General features: G+C 61.6%; 24 protein-coding genes and 1 pseudogene. 14 read left to right on the forward strand and 11 right to left on the reverse strand.

Annotation, left to right across the window (positions count from 1 at the left end; translation table 11 throughout):
* The first annotated feature begins 15 nt into the window (after positions 1-15).
* Positions 16-1,458: a metalloprotease TldD gene (gene tldD, locus KI243_RS05125; RefSeq protein ID WP_017126542.1), complete on the forward strand. Its 1,443-nt coding sequence runs from the start codon at positions 16-18 to the stop codon at positions 1,456-1,458.
* Positions 1,459-1,507: 49 nt separating this feature from the next.
* On the opposite strand, the gene yjgA is transcribed toward tldD, so the two are convergent.
* Entirely contained in the window at positions 1,508-2,029 is a 522-nt protein-coding gene (gene yjgA / locus KI243_RS05130) for a ribosome biogenesis factor YjgA (RefSeq protein WP_103033066.1), read from the reverse strand.
* Positions 2,030-2,137: 108 nt separating this feature from the next.
* On the opposite strand from yjgA, the gene pmbA reads away from it, so the two are divergent.
* From pmbA to KI243_RS32830, 6 genes and pseudogenes are all read left to right on the forward strand, one after another.
* Positions 2,138-3,484, forward strand: coding sequence for a metalloprotease PmbA (pmbA, locus tag KI243_RS05135; RefSeq protein WP_017126540.1), 1,347 nt, complete (start codon positions 2,138-2,140; stop codon positions 3,482-3,484).
* A 151-nt stretch (positions 3,485-3,635) separates the two neighbouring features.
* Positions 3,636-4,031, forward strand: coding sequence for a hypothetical protein (locus KI243_RS05140; RefSeq protein ID WP_017126539.1), 396 nt, complete (start codon positions 3,636-3,638; stop codon positions 4,029-4,031).
* Positions 4,024-5,400: a class II fumarate hydratase gene (locus tag KI243_RS05145; protein ID WP_017126538.1), complete on the forward strand. Its 1,377-nt coding sequence runs from the start codon at positions 4,024-4,026 to the stop codon at positions 5,398-5,400. The genes KI243_RS05140 and KI243_RS05145 overlap by 8 nt, the downstream gene beginning before the upstream one ends.
* A gap of 26 nt (positions 5,401-5,426) precedes the next feature.
* Entirely contained in the window at positions 5,427-5,867 is a 441-nt protein-coding gene (locus tag KI243_RS05150; protein ID WP_017126537.1) for a hypothetical protein, read from the forward strand.
* Between the two features lies 1 nt (position 5,868).
* On the forward strand, positions 5,869-6,480 hold the full coding sequence (locus KI243_RS05155; protein ID WP_017126536.1) for a superoxide dismutase: 612 nt from the start codon (positions 5,869-5,871) through the stop codon (positions 6,478-6,480).
* 31 nt (positions 6,481-6,511) lie between these two features.
* Positions 6,512-6,625 (forward strand): annotated as a pseudogene (locus KI243_RS32830) (ZIP family metal transporter); the annotation flags it as partial.
* 79 nt (positions 6,626-6,704) lie between these two features.
* Here the strand turns inward: KI243_RS32830 and KI243_RS05160 are convergent.
* The 10 genes from KI243_RS05160 to KI243_RS05205 all read right to left on the reverse strand — a co-directional run bounded on the left by KI243_RS05160 (position 6,705) and on the right by KI243_RS05205 (position 13,728).
* Positions 6,705-6,977: an HPr family phosphocarrier protein gene (locus KI243_RS05160; RefSeq protein ID WP_017126534.1), complete on the reverse strand. Its 273-nt coding sequence runs from the start codon at positions 6,975-6,977 to the stop codon at positions 6,705-6,707.
* A gap of 16 nt (positions 6,978-6,993) precedes the next feature.
* Positions 6,994-7,851: an RNase adapter RapZ gene (rapZ, locus tag KI243_RS05165; protein ID WP_017126533.1), complete on the reverse strand. Its 858-nt coding sequence runs from the start codon at positions 7,849-7,851 to the stop codon at positions 6,994-6,996.
* Between the two features lie 2 nt (positions 7,852-7,853).
* Entirely contained in the window at positions 7,854-8,318 is a 465-nt protein-coding gene (ptsN, locus tag KI243_RS05170) for a PTS IIA-like nitrogen regulatory protein PtsN (protein WP_017126532.1), read from the reverse strand.
* A 9-nt stretch (positions 8,319-8,327) separates the two neighbouring features.
* Positions 8,328-8,633 (reverse strand): ribosome-associated translation inhibitor RaiA, encoded by a 306-nt coding sequence (gene raiA, locus KI243_RS05175; protein ID WP_017126531.1) that lies wholly within the window; start codon positions 8,631-8,633, stop codon positions 8,328-8,330.
* 77 nt (positions 8,634-8,710) lie between these two features.
* Positions 8,711-10,204, reverse strand: coding sequence for an RNA polymerase factor sigma-54 (locus KI243_RS05180; RefSeq protein WP_042935433.1), 1,494 nt, complete (start codon positions 10,202-10,204; stop codon positions 8,711-8,713).
* A gap of 186 nt (positions 10,205-10,390) precedes the next feature.
* Positions 10,391-11,116 (reverse strand): LPS export ABC transporter ATP-binding protein, encoded by a 726-nt coding sequence (gene lptB, locus KI243_RS05185; RefSeq protein WP_017126529.1) that lies wholly within the window; start codon positions 11,114-11,116, stop codon positions 10,391-10,393.
* Complete coding sequence (gene lptA / locus KI243_RS05190) at positions 11,116-11,661, reverse strand: lipopolysaccharide transport periplasmic protein LptA (protein WP_017126528.1); 546 nt, start codon at positions 11,659-11,661, stop codon at positions 11,116-11,118. The genes lptB and lptA overlap by 1 nt, the downstream gene beginning before the upstream one ends.
* Positions 11,648-12,220 (reverse strand): LPS export ABC transporter periplasmic protein LptC, encoded by a 573-nt coding sequence (lptC, locus tag KI243_RS05195; protein WP_017126527.1) that lies wholly within the window; start codon positions 12,218-12,220, stop codon positions 11,648-11,650. Before lptC ends, lptA begins: the two co-directional genes overlap by 14 nt.
* An 8-nt stretch (positions 12,221-12,228) precedes the next feature.
* The gene (locus tag KI243_RS05200; RefSeq protein WP_017126526.1) at positions 12,229-12,753 is read right to left on the reverse strand and encodes an HAD family hydrolase; all 525 of its coding nucleotides are present in this window, start codon (positions 12,751-12,753) and stop codon (positions 12,229-12,231) included.
* Positions 12,754-13,728, reverse strand: a complete 975-nt coding sequence (locus KI243_RS05205) for a KpsF/GutQ family sugar-phosphate isomerase (RefSeq protein ID WP_177107049.1) — start codon at positions 13,726-13,728, stop codon at positions 12,754-12,756.
* A gap of 290 nt (positions 13,729-14,018) precedes the next feature.
* Here KI243_RS05205 and KI243_RS05210 point away from each other — a divergent pair, with 290 nt between their 5' ends.
* The 7 genes from KI243_RS05210 (at position 14,019) to murA (ending at position 18,716) form a co-directional block, all read left to right on the forward strand.
* Positions 14,019-14,828, forward strand: a complete 810-nt coding sequence (locus KI243_RS05210; protein WP_017126524.1) for an ATP-binding cassette domain-containing protein — start codon at positions 14,019-14,021, stop codon at positions 14,826-14,828.
* A complete protein-coding gene (mlaE, locus tag KI243_RS05215; RefSeq protein ID WP_017126523.1) occupies positions 14,828-15,625 on the forward strand; it encodes a lipid asymmetry maintenance ABC transporter permease subunit MlaE in 798 nt (265 codons plus the stop codon). Before KI243_RS05210 ends, mlaE begins: the two co-directional genes overlap by 1 nt.
* Positions 15,625-16,092, forward strand: a complete 468-nt coding sequence (gene mlaD / locus KI243_RS05220; RefSeq protein ID WP_017126522.1) for an outer membrane lipid asymmetry maintenance protein MlaD — start codon at positions 15,625-15,627, stop codon at positions 16,090-16,092. Before mlaE ends, mlaD begins: the two co-directional genes overlap by 1 nt.
* Before the next feature lie 11 nt (positions 16,093-16,103).
* Entirely contained in the window at positions 16,104-16,763 is a 660-nt protein-coding gene (locus KI243_RS05225; RefSeq protein ID WP_017126521.1) for an ABC transporter substrate-binding protein, read from the forward strand.
* The gene (locus tag KI243_RS05230) at positions 16,756-17,061 is read left to right on the forward strand and encodes an STAS domain-containing protein (protein ID WP_017126520.1); all 306 of its coding nucleotides are present in this window, start codon (positions 16,756-16,758) and stop codon (positions 17,059-17,061) included. Before KI243_RS05225 ends, KI243_RS05230 begins: the two co-directional genes overlap by 8 nt.
* A gap of 113 nt (positions 17,062-17,174) precedes the next feature.
* Positions 17,175-17,426, forward strand: coding sequence for a BolA family protein (locus KI243_RS05235; protein WP_017126519.1), 252 nt, complete (start codon positions 17,175-17,177; stop codon positions 17,424-17,426).
* 24 nt (positions 17,427-17,450) lie between these two features.
* Positions 17,451-18,716 carry a UDP-N-acetylglucosamine 1-carboxyvinyltransferase gene (murA, locus tag KI243_RS05240; RefSeq protein ID WP_017126518.1) on the forward strand — a complete coding sequence of 422 codons (1,266 nt, stop codon included), beginning with the start codon at positions 17,451-17,453 and terminating at the stop codon, positions 18,714-18,716.
* Positions 18,717-18,772: the final 56 nt, after the last annotated feature.

Below are 18,772 nucleotides of genomic sequence, written 5' to 3' on the forward strand. Positions count from 1 at the left end.
TAAGGCGCAAAACCTATGAGCGAGTTGTTGTCCTCAGTCAGTGAACACCTGTTGGCGCCGGGTGGCGTGACGCTCGAAAACCTTCAATCGGTCCTTGGTGACCTGGCCGGTCCGGGCATCGACGCCGCCGACCTGTATTTCCAGGGGCAGATTTCCGAGTCCTGGTCCCTCGAAGACGGCATCGTCAAGGAAGGCAGTTTCAACCTGGACCAGGGGGTCGGCGTACGCGCCCAGTCCGGGGAAAAAACCGGGTTTGCCTACAGCAACGCGATCACCCTCGAAGCCCTGGGGTCGGCCGCGCGTGCGGCCCGTTCGATTTCCCGCGCCGGGCAGAACGGTACGGTGCAGGCCTTCTCCACCCGGGATGTGGCGCAGCTCTACGCCCCTGACAACCCGCTGGATGTCATGACCCGTGCCGAGAAGGTCGAGTTGCTCAAGCGTGTCGACATCGCCACCCGTGCCCTGGACCCGCGTATCCAGCAGGTCTCGGTGAGCATGGCGGGGGTCTGGGAACGGATTCTCGTCGCCTCCACCGATGGCGGCCTGGCGGCGGACGTGCGCCCGCTGGTGCGCTTCAATGTCAGCGTGATCGTCGAGCAGAACGGCCGGCGCGAGCGTGGCGGGCATGGCGGCGGCGGTCGTACCGACTACCGTTATTTCCTCAGCGAAGACCGTGCCATGGGCTATGCCCGCGAGGCCTTGCGCCAGGCACTGGTCAATCTGGAAGCGATTCCCGCTCCGGCCGGTACCTTGCCGGTGGTGCTCGGCTCCGGCTGGTCCGGGGTCCTGCTGCACGAAGCGGTCGGCCATGGCCTGGAAGGCGATTTCAACCGCAAGGGCAGTTCGGCCTACAGCGGGCGGATGGGCGAGATGGTTGCGTCCAAGCTCTGCACCATCGTCGATGACGGCACCCTGGCCGGGCGCCGCGGCTCCCTCAGTGTCGATGACGAAGGCACGCCGACCGAGTGCACCACGCTGATCGAAAACGGCGTGCTCAAGGGCTATATGCAGGACAAGTTGAATGCCCGGCTGATGGGCGTGGCGCGGACCGGCAACGGTCGTCGCGAGTCCTACGCGCACCTGCCGATGCCGCGCATGACCAATACCTACATGCTGGGGGGCGAAAGCGATCCGGCGGAAATCATCGCTTCGGTGAAGCGGGGCATCTACTGCGCCAACCTCGGCGGTGGCCAGGTCGATATCACCAGCGGCAAGTTCGTGTTCTCCACCAGCGAGGCCTACCTGATCGAGGACGGCAAGATCACCGCGCCGGTCAAGGGGGCGACGCTGATCGGCAACGGCCCGGAAGCCATGAGCAAGGTGTCGATGGTCGGTAACGACCTGGCGCTGGACAGCGGCGTGGGAACCTGTGGCAAGGATGGGCAATCGGTGCCGGTGGGTGTCGGTCAGCCGACCCTGAAAATCGATGCGATCACCGTGGGTGGCACGGGGTCGTAGGAAGGCGGAGCCTCGGGTGAGCGCCAACGGCACTCACCCGTGACGAAGATCAGCGCAGGCCGCGTTGAGTTTCGTCCAGCTCCCGGATGTACTTGAAGATTTTACGGCTGGCAGACGGCGGCTTGCTCTGGGCAAGTTCGTGCTGGGCCTGGCGAATCAGGGAACGCAGTTGCTGACGATCCGCATCGGGATAGTCGGCGACGAACTTTTCCAGCACATCGTCGGCGCCTGCGATCAGGCGATCGCGCCAGCGTTCGAGATTGTGGAAGCGTTCGTTGTATTGCCGGGTGGAGGCGTCGAGCTGGTCCAGCAACACCAGGATGGCGTCAGTGTCCTGGTCGCGCATCAGTCGGCCGATGAACTGGATATGCCGTTTACGCGCGATATTCGCGGTGTGCTTCGGCGCTTCGGCCAGGGCACGGCGCAAGCCGTCGGTCAGTGGCAGTTTTGCCACCAGGTCAGGCTTGAGTGTTGTCAGGCGCTCGCCGAGATCAACCAGAGCATGCAGCTCGCGTTTGACCTGGGTTTTGCTTTTCTCCCCATCGAGGGAGTCGTCGTAAGAATCAACCATGGTGGCAGTCCGCAAAGAAACGCCGCCATGATAACCAGTCGGGGGCCGCTTGTCCGGCCCGGTCGCTCGAAGACCTTGACCGAAAGCCGAATTTGATTGGAGAGAACCATGAGTGCAGCACAAAGCGTCGGCCCGCAGGCTTTGCCGGCACTGCAGGAGCAGGTCGAGCAGATTCTCGCCGAAGCCAAGCGCCAGGGCGCCAGTGCCTGTGAAGTGGCGGTGTCCCTGGAGCAGGGTTTGTCGACTTCGGTGCGCCAGCGGGAAGTGGAGACGGTCGAGTTCAACCGCGACCAGGGCTTTGGCATCACCCTGTATGTGGGACAGCGCAAGGGCTCGGCCAGCACTTCGGCCAGTGGCGCAGAGGCGATTCGCGAAACCGTCGCGGCCGCGCTGGCGATCGCGAAACATACTTCCGAAGACGAGAGTTCGGGCCTGGCGGATGCCGCCCTGATGGCAAAGGACCTGAAGGATTTCGACCTGTTCCACGCGTGGGACATCACTCCGGAGCAGGCCATCGAACGGGCGCTGATCTGTGAGGCGGCGGCGTTCGATGCCGATCCACGGATCAAGAATGCCGATGGCACCACGCTGACCACGGGTCAGGGCTGCCGTGTCTATGGCAACAGCCATGGCTTTATCGGCGGTTCCGCGTCGACCCGCCACAGCCTGAGCTGCGTGATGATCGCCGAAGGCGACGGGCAGATGCAGCGCGATTACTGGTATGACGTGAATCGCCAGGGCGAATTGCTGACCGACGCCGTGATCATCGGCCAGAAAGCCGCGCAGCGGGCGGCCAGCCGTCTGGGCGCGCGACCGGTCCCGACCTGCGAAGTCCCGGTGCTGTTTTCCGCGGAACTGGCCGGTGGCCTGTTCGGCAGCTTCCTCTCGGCGATTTCCGGCGGCAACCTGTACCGCAAGTCGTCGTTCCTCGAGGGCGCGATGGGACAGCGCCTGTTCCCGGAATGGCTGACCCTCGACGAGCGCCCGCATCTGATGCGCGCCATGGGCAGCTCGGCATTCGACGGTGATGGCCTGGCGACCTACGCCAAGCCGTTCGTCGAAAATGGCACCCTGGTGTCCTATGTGCTGGGCACGTATTCGGGGCGCAAGCTGGGCCTGCCGAGTACCGCCAACTCCGGTGGCGTGCACAATCTGTTCGTCACCCACGGCGTCGAGGATCAGGATGCCCTGATCCGTCGCATGGGCCGTGGCCTGCTGGTCACCGAACTGATGGGCCATGGCCTGAACATGGTCACCGGTGACTACTCCCGCGGCGCGGCGGGTTTCTGGGTCGAGAACGGCGAAATCCAGTTCCCGGTCCAGGAAGTGACCATTGCCGGCAATATGCGCGACATGTTCAAGCAGATCGTCGCCGTTGGCAGCGATCTCGAACTGCGCAGCAATATCCGCACAGGCTCGGTACTGATCGAGCGGATGACCGTGGCGGGCAGCTGATTCCGCTGGCCGGCTGCACACGAAGCGTGTCACCCACTGGGTGACACGCTTTTTTTTGCCTGGCTCCCGCCGCTGATAGATAGGCTTATGTGCTTGTCTTGATTCTCAATATCATATAATAATAAATCTCATTATCGAATGAGCCTGGGTCATGAGTTCTGCCTTGCATGAGCAACCCTACCTGGAAAGCTGGCGCTGGATGAGCCGCCAGATCCGCTGCGCATTGCTGCCGGATGAACCCCGGCTGATCGAGCACTACCTCGCCGAAGGCCGCTATCTGGCCTGCTGTACGGCCACCTCGCCGTGGACCATTGCCGAAACCGCCTTTCGCCTGTTGCTCGACACGGCCGCCGACACCGCGTTGCCCTGGCACTGGCGTTCGTTGTGCCTGGACCAGGCCTGGCGTCCGCTGCGCGACCTGGAGCGCCAGGCGCTGTGCAACTGTCGGTTGCGCCGCTGGCAAAGCTTTGCCTGGCAGTTGGCGACCTGTTCGCTGCTGCCTTCCATTCCCCTGACTGAACTGGTGCAAGGATTCCCCGATGAGTAATACCCGTATCGAACGCGACAGCATGGGCGAACTGCAGGTGCCGGCCGAGGCCTTGTATGGTGCCCAGACCCAGCGCGCGGTGAACAACTTTCCCATCAGTCGCCTGCGCATGCCGACGCAATTCATCCGTGCGCTGATCCTCGCCAAGGCGGCGGCGGCCCAGGCCAACGTCGAATTGCGGCAGTTGAGCGCTGCTCAGGGCAAGGCCATCGTCGATGCCTGCCAGGGCCTGCTGGAAGGCGACTTCATGGCGCATTTCCCGGTGGATATCTATCAGACCGGCTCCGGCACCAGCTCCAACATGAATGCCAACGAAGTGATCGCGACCCTCGCCAGCCGTTTGCTCGGCGAGCCGGTCAACCCCAACGACCACGTCAATTGCGGGCAAAGCAGCAACGACATCATCCCGACCACCATTCATGTCAGCGCCGCCCTGGCGTTGCACGAACAATTGCTGCCGGCACTGGCGCACCTGGTGCAGGTCACCGAAGCCAAGGCCGGGCAGGTCCATCCGTTTATCAAGACCGGCCGTACCCACCTGATGGACGCCATGCCGGTTCGCCTGAGCCAGGTACTCAACGGCTGGGCGGCGCAACTCAAGGCCAATGTCCAGCATCTGCGGGACCTGCTGCCGAGCCTGCAATCCCTGGCCCAGGGCGGTACGGCGGTCGGCACCGGGATCAATGCCCACCCGCAGTTCGCCGAGCTGTTCAGTCGGCAACTGAGCGCCTTGACCCATGTGCAATTCACCCCGGGCCATAACCTGTTTGCGCTGATCGGCTCCCAGGACACGGCTGTCGCGGTGTCCGGTCAGTTGAAAACCACCGCGGTGTCGCTGATGAAGATCGCCAACGACCTGCGCTGGATGAACTCCGGCCCCCTGGCCGGCCTCGGCGAGATCGAGCTGGAAGCCTTGCAGCCGGGATCGTCGATCATGCCGGGCAAGGTCAATCCGGTGATCCCGGAGGCTACCGCGATGGTGGCGGCGCAGGTCATCGGCAACGACAGTGCGATCACCGTGGCCGGGCAGTCAGGCAACTTCGAACTGAACGTGATGCTGCCGATCATCGCCCAGAATCTGTTGAGCAGTATCGAACTGCTGGCGAACGTCAGTCGCCTGCTGGCCGACAAGGCTATCGCCAGCTTCAAGGTCAACGAAGCCAAGCTCAAGGAAGCGTTGTCGCGCAATCCGATCCTGGTCACCGCACTCAACCCGATCATCGGCTACCAGAAGGCCGCCGAGATTGCCAAGAAGGCCTATCAGCAAGGCCGTCCGATCATCGATGTCGCGCTTGAACACACCGATCTGCCGCGCAGCCAGCTGGAAACCCTGCTGGATCCGGAAAAGCTCACCGCTGGCGGCGTGTAACCCACTGCATTGCCTGGAGGTTCGTCATGGAACACTGGAAACGCACGATCGAAAGGGCCAACCGCTATTTCAACCTGGGCGAGCTGGTCGATGCCCGCGAGCACTACCTGCAGGCCCTGGCCCTGGCACAGGTGTTGTTCGAGCGCTGGCCGGACGCCGAGGAGGCGGTGGCCGCCTGCGTGATTTCCCACCACAACCTGGCGGACCTCCACTTGCGGCTCAATCAGCCCGAAGAAAGCGTCGAGTACCTGTGCGCGATCCATCAGCGCCTGCTGCAGACGATGCAGGACACCCGGCTTGCGCCGCCACTGCGCGAGGCGGCGATGCATCAGAGCAGCAAGACCTACGTCGAATTGCTCGCCTTTATCAGCGAACACGGCGAATACCCCCGCACCAGCCGCCTGCTCTACAGCCAGACGGCCTCCTCGGGATCGACCCCGACGCGTCATCAACATGGAGTTCATTGAAATGACCTACACCTTGCCTGCGCTGCCTTACAACTACGATGCCCTGGAACCGCATATCGATGCCAAGACCATGGAAATCCACCATACCAGGCATCATCAGACCTACATCACCAACCTCAATGCGGCGGTGGAGGGCTTGGAATGGGCCGATTGGCCGGTGGAAGAACTGGTGGCCGCGGTCCAGCAACTGCCGGAAAAGATCCGCCCGGCTGTGATCAACCACGGTGGTGGCCATGCCAACCATTCGCTGTTCTGGGCGGTCATGAGCCCGTTGGGTGGCGGTGAGCCGGAAGCGGCGCTGGGCCAGGCCATCGACGAACAACTGGGCGGCTTCGAGGCGTTCAAGGAGGCCTTTACCAAGGCGGCACTGACGCGCTTCGGCAGCGGTTGGGCCTGGTTGAGCGTGACCCCGCAGAAAAAGCTGGTGGTTGAAAGCAGCGGTAACCAGGACAGCCCGCTGATGAACGGCAATACCCCGATCCTCGGCCTGGATGTCTGGGAGCACGCCTATTACCTGCTGTACCAGAACCGCCGTCCGGAATACATCAATGCGTTCTACAACGTGATCAACTGGCCAGAGGTCGAACGGCGTTATCTCGCGGCACTGGCGTGAACCCTATAACCAACAAGATCCAAAGCCGATGATGGGGACTGAAACCGTGGCAATGAGCAGAGGGCGACTATTTCGCTTCGGAGTCGGCTGGCTGTTGCTGCTGGCGGGGATGGTGTTGCTGGTTGCCCGACTGCTGGGCTGGCTGGAAGGGCTGTAGCAGGGAGTCAGCCCGGTCCCATGGCGTTCAGTCGAACGCCATCACTGCGGTGCGGCGTCGCGCCAGCTCAACCGCCCTCATCGAAGTAGTTGTTGATCAGCGCCACCAGTGCCGCCATCGCCTCGTCTTCCTGTTCGCCTTCGGTCTGCATGTGGATCATGGTGCCCTTGCCGGCCGCCAGCATCATCATGGCCATGATGCTCTTGCCATCGACCATGCTCTCGGGCGTACGACCTACCCGGATCTGACAGGGGTACTGACCGGCAACGCCGACGAACTTGGCGGAAGCGCGGGCATGCAAACCCAGTTTGTTGATGATTTCAATTTCCAGAGCGGGCATCGCGATGGTGATCCTTTCAGCTAAGGTCGCGGTGGCGGACCTGGACGTTCTTCAGGGATTGTTGCAGAACCTGGCCAAGGCGTTCGGTCAGGTAGACGGAGCGATGGTGCCCGCCGGTACAGCCAATGGCAATGGTGACATAAGCCCGGTTGCTGGCGGCGAAGCGTGGCAACCATTTGAGCAGGTAGCTGGAAATGTCCTGGAACATTTCCTCGACATCCGGTTGCGCGGCCAGGTACTCGGCCACCGGGCCGTCGAGCCCGGATTGCTCGCGCAGTTCGGGTTTCCAGTACGGATTGGGCAGGCACCGTACGTCAAATACCAGGTCGGCGTCCACCGGCATGCCGCGCTTGAAGCCGAACGACTCCACCAGGAACGCGGTCCCCGGTTCCGGCTGGTTCAGCAGGCGCAGCTTGATGGTATCCCGTAGCTGGTACAGGTTGAGGTTGGTGGTGTTGACCTTGAGGTCGGCGAGGTCGGCAATCGGTCCCAGCAGGTTGCTCTCGTCGCGGATGGCTTCGGCCAGCGAACGGTTGGCGCTGCTCAGGGGATGGCGCCGGCGGGTCTCGGAGAAACGCTTGAGCAGGGTTTCCTCGTCGGCGTCCAGGTACAGCACGTCACACTGGATATGCCGGCCGCGGACTTCGTCCAGCAACTCGGGAAAACGCGACAGGTGGCTGGGCAGGTTGCGCGCGTCAATGGACACGGCGACCAGCGGTTGTGCCAGCTCGGTATGGATCAGCGCCCGCTCGGCCAGTTCCGGCAGCAGGCCGGCCGGCAGGTTGTCGATGCAGTAATAGCCGTTGTCCTCGAGGACATCGAGGGCAGTGCTTTTACCTGAGCCGGAGCGACCGCTGACGATGATCAAGCGCATGATTAATGACCGTTCTGTACGTCCAGGACAACCTGATACAGGGCTTCATTGCTCGGTGCGCTACGCAGGCGGTCACGTACCTCCTTGCGATCGAGCATGCTGGCGATCTGCCGGAGCAGTTCCAGGTGCGCATCGGTGGCGGCCTGCGGGACCAGCAGTACGAACAGCAGGTCGACCGGGGCACCGTCGATGGCGTCGAAATCGATGGGAGCGTCCAGGTGCATCAGGGCACTGATGGGCGACTCGCAACCTTTGAGGCGGCAGTGGGGAATGGCGATGCCGTTGCCAAAACCGGTCGAGCCGAGTTTTTCACGGGCAATCAGGCTCTCGTAGACATCCTGCATTTCCAGATCAGGCACTTCACGGGCGATCAGGTTGGCAATTTGTTCGAGGGCGCGTTTTTTACTGCCGCCCGGCACGTTCACCAGGGAACGGCCGGGGGTCAGGATGTTTTCAAGTCGAATCATGGGTGGGTGTTAGCGACCTGTACCTTGGAGCAGGTGCAGGTTCTTTTCCTTATGCTTTTTCAGTTGGCGGTCCAGCTTGTCGGTAAGCAGGTCGATCGCGGCATACATGTCGTCATGTTCGGCGTTGGCGACCACCTCACCACCGTGAATGTGCAGAGTGGCTTCGATTTTCTGCTTCAGTTTTTCGACGGCCATTGTCACCTGTACGTTGGTGATCTTGTCGAAGTGGCGCTCTAATCGGTCGAGCTTCTCGCCGATGTAGGCACGCAGGGGTTCGGTCACTTCCAGTTGGTGTCCACTGATGTTGACTTGCATACAGCTTCTCCTTCGTTGCCAGTGCATAAAGCGGCAGGCGTATGCCTGCCACTGGAACGCTGTGGCACGCCCGGCGGTTACATCAACCGCTTCCGTTCGCTGGAAGGCGCGATCCCGAGGGACTCGCGGTACTTGGCGACGGTACGACGGGCGACCTGAATGCCTTGTGCCTCCAGTAAACCAGCGATCTTGCTGTCACTCAACGGCTTTTTCTGATTTTCCGCCGCAACCAGTTTCTTGATGATCGCGCGGATCGCCGTGGACGAGCATTCGCCGCCTTCGGAGGTGCTGACATGGCTGGAGAAAAAGTATTTCAGCTCATAAATACCGCGGGGGGTATGCATGAATTTCTGCGTGGTGACCCGGGAAATCGTCGACTCGTGCATGCCCACGGCTTCGGCGATGTCATGCAGGACCAGCGGCTTCATCGCTTCATCGCCATATTCCAGGAAACCGCGCTGGTGCTCGACGATCTGGGTGGCGACCTTCATCAGGGTTTCGTTGCGGCTCTGCAGGCTCTTGATGAACCAGCGGGCTTCCTGCAACTGGTTGCGCATGAAGGTGTTGTCGGCGCTGGTATCGGCACGGCGGACAAAACCGGCGTACTGCGGATTGACCCGCAGGCGTGGCACCGACTCCTGGTTCAGTTCCACCAGCCAGCGCTCGTTGTCCTTGCGCACGATGACGTCGGGCACCACGTATTCGGCTTCGGTGGACTCGATCTGCGAGCCCGGGCGCGGGTTGAGGCTCTGCACCAGCTCGATGACCTGGCGCAGCTCGTCTTCCTTGAGCTTCATGCGGCGCATCAGCTGGCTGTAGTCGCGGCTGCCCAGCAGGTCGATGTAGTCGCTGACCAGGCGTTGCGCTTCGCTCAGCCACGGGGTCTTGGCCGGCAGCTGGCGCAATTGCAGCAGCAGGCATTCGCCGAGGTTGCGCGCGCCGATGCCGGCCGGTTCGAACTGCTGGATGCGGTGCAGGACGGCTTCGATCTCGTCGAGCTCGATGTCCAGTTCCGGATCGAAGGCGTCGAGGATTTCCTCGAGGGTCTCGTCCAGGTAGCCCTGATTGTTGATGCAGTCGATCAGGGTCACGGCGATCAGCCGGTCGGTGTCGGACATCGGGGCCAGGTTCAGCTGCCACAGCAGGTGGCTTTGCAGGCTTTCCCCGGCGGATGTACGGGTGGTGAAGTCCCACTCGTCGTCATCGTTGCTGGGCAGGCTGCTGGCGCTGGTCTGGTAGACGTCTTCCCAGGCGGTGTCGACCGGGAGTTCGTTGGGAATGCGTTCGTTCCAGTCGCCTTCCTCGAGGTTGTCGACCGTGGGCGCGGTTTCCTGGTAGGAGGGTTCCTGGACGTCGGTGTTGGGTTTTTGCTCGGCGTTGTCGGCCAGTGGATCGGCATTATCGAAGTCGTCGCCTTCTTCCTGGCGTTCGAGCATCGGATTGGATTCCAGGGCCTCCTGGATTTCCTGCTGAAGGTCCAGGGTCGACAATTGGAGCAGGCGGATGGCCTGTTGCAGCTGCGGTGTCATCGTCAGCTGCTGGCCCATTCTCAGGACTAGCGATGGTTTCATGGCAGGGGCTTAACACCTTATTTGCCGGCGCGCATGCGCCATCCACTACAGGGCGCCGAAGCGCCAAACATAAGCAAATTATATGCCTGAAACCGGAGTGTTTGCCTAGAGCGCTGTAACAATAAAAGCATGTGACGCTTTATCGAACATTCCGGCGCTCAGGCGGGTAGTCAAACACCGTCGGGCTTACAGGCGGAACTCATGGCCCAGATAGACTTCCTTGACCAGCTCGTTGGCCAGGATGGTGGCCGAATCGCCTTCGGCGATCAGTTGCCCATCATTGACGATATAAGCGGTTTCGCAGATGTCCAGGGTCTCGCGGACGTTGTGGTCGGTGATCAGTACACCGATGCCCTTGGCCTTGAGGTGATGGATGATCTGCTTGATGTCGCCCACGGAAATCGGGTCGACGCCGGCGAACGGTTCGTCCAGCAGTATGAACTTGGGCGCGGTGGCCAGGGCGCGGGCGATTTCCACCCGGCGGCGTTCACCACCGGACAGGCTCATGCCGAGGTTGTCACGGATATGGCTGATGTGGAACTCCTGCAGCAGGCTTTCCAGTTCCTTGCGCCGGGCGGCCTTGTCGAGTTCCTTGCGGGTCTCGAGGATCGCCATGATGTTGTCGGCCACCGAGAGCTTGCGGAAGATCGAGGCTTCCTGGGGCAGGTAGCCGATACCCGCGCGCGCGCGGCCGTGCATCGGCTGGTGGCTGACGTCCTGGTCGTCGATCAGCACGCGACCCTGGTCGGCCTGGACCAGGCCGACGATCATGTAGAAGCAGGTGGTCTTGCCGGCACCGTTGGGGCCGAGCAGGCCGACAATCTGGCCGCTTTCGATCGACAGGCTGACGTCACGCACCACCTGGCGACTCTTGTAGGCTTTGGCCAGATGCTGAGCTTTCAAAATTGCCATTACTGGGCCTTTTGCTCGTCAGTTTTCTTTTTCGGTTGGATAACCATGTCGATGCGCTGGCGTGGCGTGGTGATCGGCGTGCCATTGGCGCGACCGGCGGTAGCCACCTGCTTCACCGTGTCGTAGACGATCTTCTCGCCTTCGGTGGTGTTGCCATCGTTGATCACCTTGGCCTGGTCGATCAGGACGATGCGGTTCTGTTGCGCATGGTACTGGATGGTCTTGCCGTAGCCCTTGACCGGCTGCGGGTCGGTGGCTTTCTGCCGCTGTTCGAAGTAGGCCAGGTTGCCCACGGAAGTCACCACGTCGATGGCGCCGTCCTTGGTGCGGGTGAGCGTCACGGTATTACCCTTAACGATCATCGAACCCTGAGTGATGATGACGTCGCCCTTGTAGGTGGCGATGCCTTGCTTGTCATCCAGTTGAGCGTCGTCAGCTTGAATGCGGATGGGCTGCTCGCTGTCGTTCGGCAGAGCCCAGGCGCTCACGCTTCCCAGTGCTGCGCCCAGGCTGAGCAAAATCGGGAGGGTTTTAACGAGACTCATACTGTCCTCTTACGTTCGATAGCAGGTGCATCCTGCTTTCTTCCAAATAGGCTTTCATGCCTGTGCCCGTGGTCACGCCGTTGGGGCCGTCGATTCTAACGGCTTGCTCGGTCTGCGCATATTGCTTCTGCGGGAATACTGTCATTCGGCTACTGGTGATGACGATATTGCGTTGCTTCTCATCGGTGCGCGCGATGCGTACCGAGTCGATCAGTTCGACCTGGGTGCCGTCCGGATTGACCTCGGCGCGTTCGCTCTGGACGTGCCAGGGGAAGGCCGTGCCGCGATAGAGTTGCAGGTCGGGCTTGGTCACCAGGGTCACATCGGACACCTTGAGGTGCTCGACCTTGTCGCCGGTCATGTCGTACTGCACCTTGCCGTCGGGCATGTACTGGACGCTGTGGGCGTTGATCGCATAGTAGTCGACGAGCGTGCTGTCGACTGGCGCGGCCGTCTGCTCCAGGAAGCGTTCCGGGCTGATGTTCCAGTAGCCAACAGCCGCGAACAGGGCGGCAATAACTGCGAACAGCACAATATTGCGAATTTTCTTGCTCAGCATAAATAGCTCTACAGGTAGGCGGCGTGGGCCGCTTCAAGGCTGTCCTGGGCACGCAGGATCAACTCGCAGAATTCGCGGGCGGCACCTTCGCCGCCACGGGCCTGGGTGACACCGTGCGCGTGCTCGCGGACAAAACCCGCGGCGTTGGCCACGGCCATGCCCAGCCCGACGCGACGGATCACCGGCAGGTCCGGCAGGTCGTCGCCCAGATAGGCAACCTGTTCATAGCTTAGGCCGAGTTCGGCCAGCAGGGCGTCAAGCACCACCAGTTTGTCTTCACGACCCTGGAACACGTGCGGGATACCGAGGTTCTTCGCGCGCCGCTCGACCAGCGTGGTCTTGCGGCCGCTGATGATAGCGGTTTGCACGCCCGCGGCCATCAGCATCTTGATGCCCTGGCCGTCCAGGGTGCTGAACGACTTGAATTCGGTGCCGTCCTCGAGGAAGTACAGGCGACCGTCGGTCAGTACGCCGTCGACGTCGAAGACCGCCAGCTTGATGTGCTTGCCGCGTTGCAGCAGATCGGTGCTCATTTACATCACTCCCGCGCGCAGCAAGTCGTGCATGTTCAAGGCGCCCACCGGGCGATCCTCGTCATCGACCACCACCAGTGCGCTGATTTTATGGTCTTCCATGATCTTCAGGGCTTCGGCGGCGAGCATCTCGGCCCGCGCGGTCTTGCCGTGGGGGGTCATGACGTCCTCGATCAGGGCGCTGTGGATATCGATGGTGCGATCCAGGGTGCGGCGCAGATCGCCATCGGTAAAGATCCCGGCGAGGCGGCCATCGGCATCGACGATCACGGTCATGCCCAGGCCTTTGCGAGTCATTTCCATTAGTGCGTTTTTTAACAGCGTGCCGCGCAATACCTGCGGCAGCTCGTCGCCGGCATGCATGACGTTTTCCACTTTCAGCAACAGGCGGCGGCCGAGGGCGCCACCCGGATGGGAAAAGGCGAAGTCTTCGGCGGTGAAGCCACGGGCTTCCAGCAGGGCGACGGCGAGGGCATCGCCCATCACCAGCGCGGCGGTGGTCGAGGAGGTGGGCGCCAGGTTCAGCGGGCAGGCCTCGTGCTCGACATGCACGTTCAGGTTGACCTCGGCGGCCTTGGCCAGCGGCGAATCCGGGTTGCCGGTCAGGCTGATCAACTGGATGCCCAGACGCTTGATCAGCGGCAGCAGGGTAACGATTTCCGCGGTCGAGCCGGAATTGGACAGCGCCAGGATGATGTCGTCCCGGGTGATCATGCCCATGTCGCCGTGGCTGGCTTCCGCCGGATGGACAAAAAAAGCCGTGGTGCCGGTGCTGGCCAGGGTCGCGGCGATCTTGTTGCCGATATGCCCGGACTTGCCCATGCCGACCACGACCACGCGGCCTTTGCTGGCCAGAATCATCTCGCAAGCGCGTACGAAATCTGCGTCGATATGGGCCAACAAGCCTTCTACGGCTTCTACTTCGAGGCGGATGGTGCGTTGTGCCGATTGAATCAGGTCGCTGGATTGGCTCATGTCAGAAATCGTATTAGCCTGATGAAAAGGCGCGATTATAGCGGCAATGAACGATTCCCTCACGCTTGATCGTTGCGCTTTGCTTATTGAGTGTAGGACCCTGCCGTCAGTTTTCACCCCGCAGTGTGTCAAAACGGGCTGTACCTATCCTGAACAAGCACGGCTTCGGCCTTGGGCGCCTCGTATCAGCAATGATATAGTTCGCGACCAGTTCGGCCCGCTCAGGAAGTGCGCGCCTCTTTTACAGAGGCCTGGTGTCCGAGTCAGAGGCTGCATCGCAAGGAGTTTAGATGAGCGCCGATAACGCCTACGCGGTCGAGCTGAAGGGTGTCACCTTCAAGCGCGGCGCGCGCAGCATCTTCAATAATGTCGATATTCGCATTCCGCGGGGCAAGGTCACCGGCATCATGGGGCCCTCCGGATGCGGCAAGACCACCCTGTTGCGGCTGATGGGTGCCCAGTTGCGTCCGAGCAGCGGCGAGGTGTGGGTCAACGGTCAGAATCTTCCGACGTTATCCCGTGGCGATCTGTTCGACGCCCGCAAGCACATGGGCGTCCTGTTCCAGAGCGGCGCGCTGTTCACCGATCTCGATGTCTTCGAAAACGTCGCCTTTCCGCTGCGGGTCCACACCGAGCTGCCGGAAGAGATGATCCGCGATATCGTCCTGCTCAAACTGCAGGCGGTCGGCCTGCGCGGTGCGGTCGACCTGATGCCGGACGAGCTGTCCGGCGGCATGAAGCGTCGCGTGGCGCTGGCGCGGGCGATTGCCCTCGACCCGCAGATCCTCATGTACGACGAGCCTTTCGTGGGACAGGACCCGATCGCCATGGGCGTGCTGGTGCGCCTGATCCGCCTGCTCAACGATGCGCTGGGGATTACCAGTATCGTGGTGTCCCATGACCTGGCGGAAACCGCGAGCATCGCCGACTACCTCTATGTGGTAGGCGACGGGCAGGTGCTGGGGCAGGGCACGCCCGAAGAGCTGATGAACGCCGACAACCCGCGTATCCGCCAGTTCATGACCGGCGATCCGGACGGGCCCGTGCCGTTCCATTATCCGGCGTCGGATTACCGCGCAGACCTGTTGGGGAAGCGCTGATGCGCAAGAAATCATTAATCGAGAGAATTCGCCTGTTCGGGCGCTCGGGCATCGATGTGCTCGCGGTGCTCGGGCGTTCGACGCTGTTCCTGTTCCATGTGCTGTTCGGTCGTGGCGGGATCGGCGGAGGTTTCGGCCTGCTGGTCAGGCAACTGCACTCCGTGGGGGTGATGTCCCTGGTGATCATCGTCGTGTCCGGGGTGTTCATCGGCATGGTGCTGGCGCTGCAGGGCTTCAATATCCTTTCCAGCTATGGCTCCGAACAGGCGGTGGGGCAGATGGTCGCCCTGACGTTGCTGCGCGAGCTGGGGCCGGTGGTGACCGCCCTGCTGTTCGCCGGTCGCGCCGGTTCGGCGCTGACCGCGGAAATCGGCAACATGAAATCCACCGAGCAGCTTTCCAGCCTGGAGATGATCGGCGTTGATCCACTCAAGTATATTGTCGCGCCACGGCTGTGGGCCGGCTTCATTTCCCTTCCGCTGCTGGCGATGATCTTCAGTGTGGTCGGGATCTGGGGCGGCTCGTGGGTGGCGGTGGACTGGCTGGGTGTCTACGACGGCTCGTACTGGGCCAATATGCAGAACAGCGTGACCTTCAGCGGTGACGTGCTGAACGGGATTATCAAAAGTATCGTGTTCGCCTTCGTGGTGACCTGGATTGCCGTGTTTCAAGGCTACGACTGTGAACCCACTTCGGAAGGGATCAGCCGTGCCACGACCAAGACCGTGGTCTATGCCTCGCTGGCAGTCCTCGGCCTGGACTTTATTCTGACCGCCTTGATGTTTGGAGATTTCTGATGCAAAACCGCACCCTGGAAATCGGTGTCGGCCTTTTCTTGCTGGCTGGCATCCTGGCTTTGCTGTTGCTGGCATTGCGGGTCAGTGGACTGTCCCCGACGGCGAATACCGAAACCTATAAACTTTACGCCTACTTCGACAATATCGCCGGTTTGACTGTCAGAGCTAAAGTGACCATGGCCGGCGTAACCATCGGCAAGGTCACGGCGATCGATCTGGACCGCGACAGTTTCACCGGCCGGGTGACCATGCAAGTCGAAAAACGCGTGAACAACCTGCCGACTGACTCCACCGCGTCTATCCTCACCGCGGGCTTGCTCGGTGAGAAGTACATCGGTATCAGCGTTGGCGGGGAAGACACCCTGCTCAAGGATGGTGGAACCATCCATGACACCCAGTCGTCGCTGGTACTGGAAGATCTGATCGGTAAATTCCTGCTCAATACCGTTAATAAAGACGCCAAATGAGGAGTTTTTCCATGATCTCTACCTTGCGCCGTAGCCTTCTGGTGTTGCTCGCGGCGCTGCCGCTGATGGGCAATGCCGTGGCGGCGCCTTCTGCCCACGACCTGGTGCAGGACACCACCAACCGCATGTTGGCCGACCTGTCGGCGAACAAGGAAAAGTACAAGCAGAACCCGTCGGACTTCTACAACTCGCTGAACAGCATCGTCGGTCCGGTGGTGGATGCCGAAGGTATTTCCAAGAGCATCATGACGGTCAAGTACTCGCGCAAGGCCACGCCCGAGCAGATGACCCGCTTCCAGGAAAACTTCAAGCGCGGGCTGTTCCAGTTCTACGGCAATGCCTTGCTCGAATACAACAACCAGGGCATCACCGTCGATGCGCCGAAGGATGAGTCGGGCGACCGCACCAGCGTCGGCATGACCGTCAAGGGCAACAACGGCGCGGTCTACCCGGTGTCCTACACCCTTGAGAAGATCAACGGTGAGTGGAAGCTGCGCAACGTGATCATCAACGGCATCAACATCGGCAAGCTGTTCCGTGACCAGTTCGCCGATGCCATGCAGCGCAACGGCAACAACCTGGACAAGACCATCGACGGCTGGGCGGGTGAAGTGGAGAAGGCCAAGGCCGAATCCGAGAAGAACCCGCAGAAGGATAGCGGCGGTGAGTGAAGCAAGCGTTCGCCTCGGCGAGCCGGGTGAATTGCACCTGGAGGGTGTGCTCGACTACAGCACCGGCCCGGCCTTGCGCAAGCAGGGCCAGGCGCTGATCAAGGCCAGCGAGGCGCTGGCCCTGGTGGTCGACTGTTCGGCCGTGAAGAAATCCAGCAGCGTCGGCCTGGCCCTGCTGCTGGCGTTCATGCGGGACGCGGCGCAGGATGGCAAGTCGTTGAGCATCCGGGCGATGCCCCTGGACATGCGCGAAATCGCCGAAGTTTCCGAGTTGACGGAGCTGTTGGCCGTCCATTGATTGCCACAAACAGACAAGCCCCCGTCAGAGTCCTGCAATGCGGGGTTCGCAGGCGCGGGGCTTTTTTGTATGATGGCCGACCCGCGCGCGTTGGGCGCCGATCGAGGTTGAGCATGCAGGCCACCGAAGTAAAGAGTTTCCTTGAAGAAAAACTGTCGGACTCTCTTCCACACATACAGGTTGAAGTTGAGGGCGAAGGCTGCAACTTTCAGCTGAATCTGATCAGCGACGAACTGGCGGCCCTGAGCCCGGTGAAGCGTCAGCAGAGCGTCTATGCCCATTTGAACCCGTGGATCGCCGATGGCAGCATCCATGCGGTCACTATGAAATTTTTCAGCCGCGCGGCCTGGGCCGAGCGCACCTGAGCCTGAACTGGCGTCGAGATTCCTATGGATAAACTGATTATTACTGGCGGCGTTCGTCTTGATGGCGAAATCCGCATCTCCGGGGCAAAGAACTCTGCCCTGCCGATCCTGGCCGCCACCCTGCTGTGCGATGGCCCGGTCACCGTGGCCAACCTGCCGCACCTGCACGACATCACCACCATGATCGAGCTGTTCGGGCGCATGGGCATCGAGCCTGTGATCGACGAAAAGCTCTCCGTGGAAATCGATCCGCGCACCATCAAGACCCTGATCGCACCGTACGAGCTGGTGAAAACCATGCGTGCGTCGATCCTGGTGCTGGGCCCGATGGTTGCCCGTTTCGGCGAAGCCGAAGTCGCCCTGCCTGGCGGTTGCGCCATCGGCTCGCGTCCGGTCGACCTGCACATCCGTGGCCTTGAAGCCATGGGCGCGGTGATCGACGTCGAAGGCGGCTACATCAAGGCCAAGGCGCCGGAAGGCGGCCTGCGCGGGGCGAACTTCTTCTTCGATACCGTCTCCGTGACCGGTACCGAGAACATCATGATGGCCGCGGCCCTGGCCCGTGGTCGCAGCGTGCTGCAGAACGCCGCGCGCGAACCGGAAGTGGTCGACCTGGCGAACTTCCTGATCGCCATGGGCGCGAAGATCTCCGGCGCCGGTTCCGACACCATCACCATCGATGGCGTCGAGCGCCTGCATTCGGCGACCTACAAGGTCATGCCGGACCGTATCGAAACCGGCACCTACCTGGTGGCGGCTGCCGTCACCGGCGGCCGGGTCAAGGTCAAGGATACCGATCCGACCATCCTTGAAGCGGTCCTGGAAAAGCTCAAGGAATCCGGCGCGGTGATCACCACCGGCGAAGACTGGATCGAGCTGAACATGCATGGCAAGCGGCCCAAGGCGGTCAACGTGCGCACCGCGCCGTACCCCGCGTTCCCGACCGACATGCAGGCCCAGTTCATCTCCCTCAACGCCATTGCCGAAGGCACTGGCGCGGTGATCGAGACCATCTTCGAAAACCGTTTCATGCACGTGTACGAGCTGCACCGCATGGGCGCCAAGATCCAGGTCGAAGGCAATACCGCGATCGTCACCGGCACCGAGACCCTCAAGGGCGCTCCGGTCATGGCCACCGACCTGCGGGCTTCGGCCAGCCTGGTGATTTCGGCGCTGGCCGCCGAAGGCGACACGCTGATCGACCGCATCTACCATATCGACCGTGGCTACGAGTGCATCGAAGAGAAGCTGCAGATGCTCGGTGCCAAGATCCGCCGCGTTCCGGGCTAGTGTCTGGGGGCCGGCTTGCTGGCGGTAGCGTTGTGTCAGGCAGCTGAGAGGTTGAC

It is taken from the genome of Pseudomonas sp. Ost2, from assembly GCF_018326065.1.
Lineage (GTDB): Bacteria > Pseudomonadota > Gammaproteobacteria > Pseudomonadales > Pseudomonadaceae > Aquipseudomonas > Aquipseudomonas gingeri.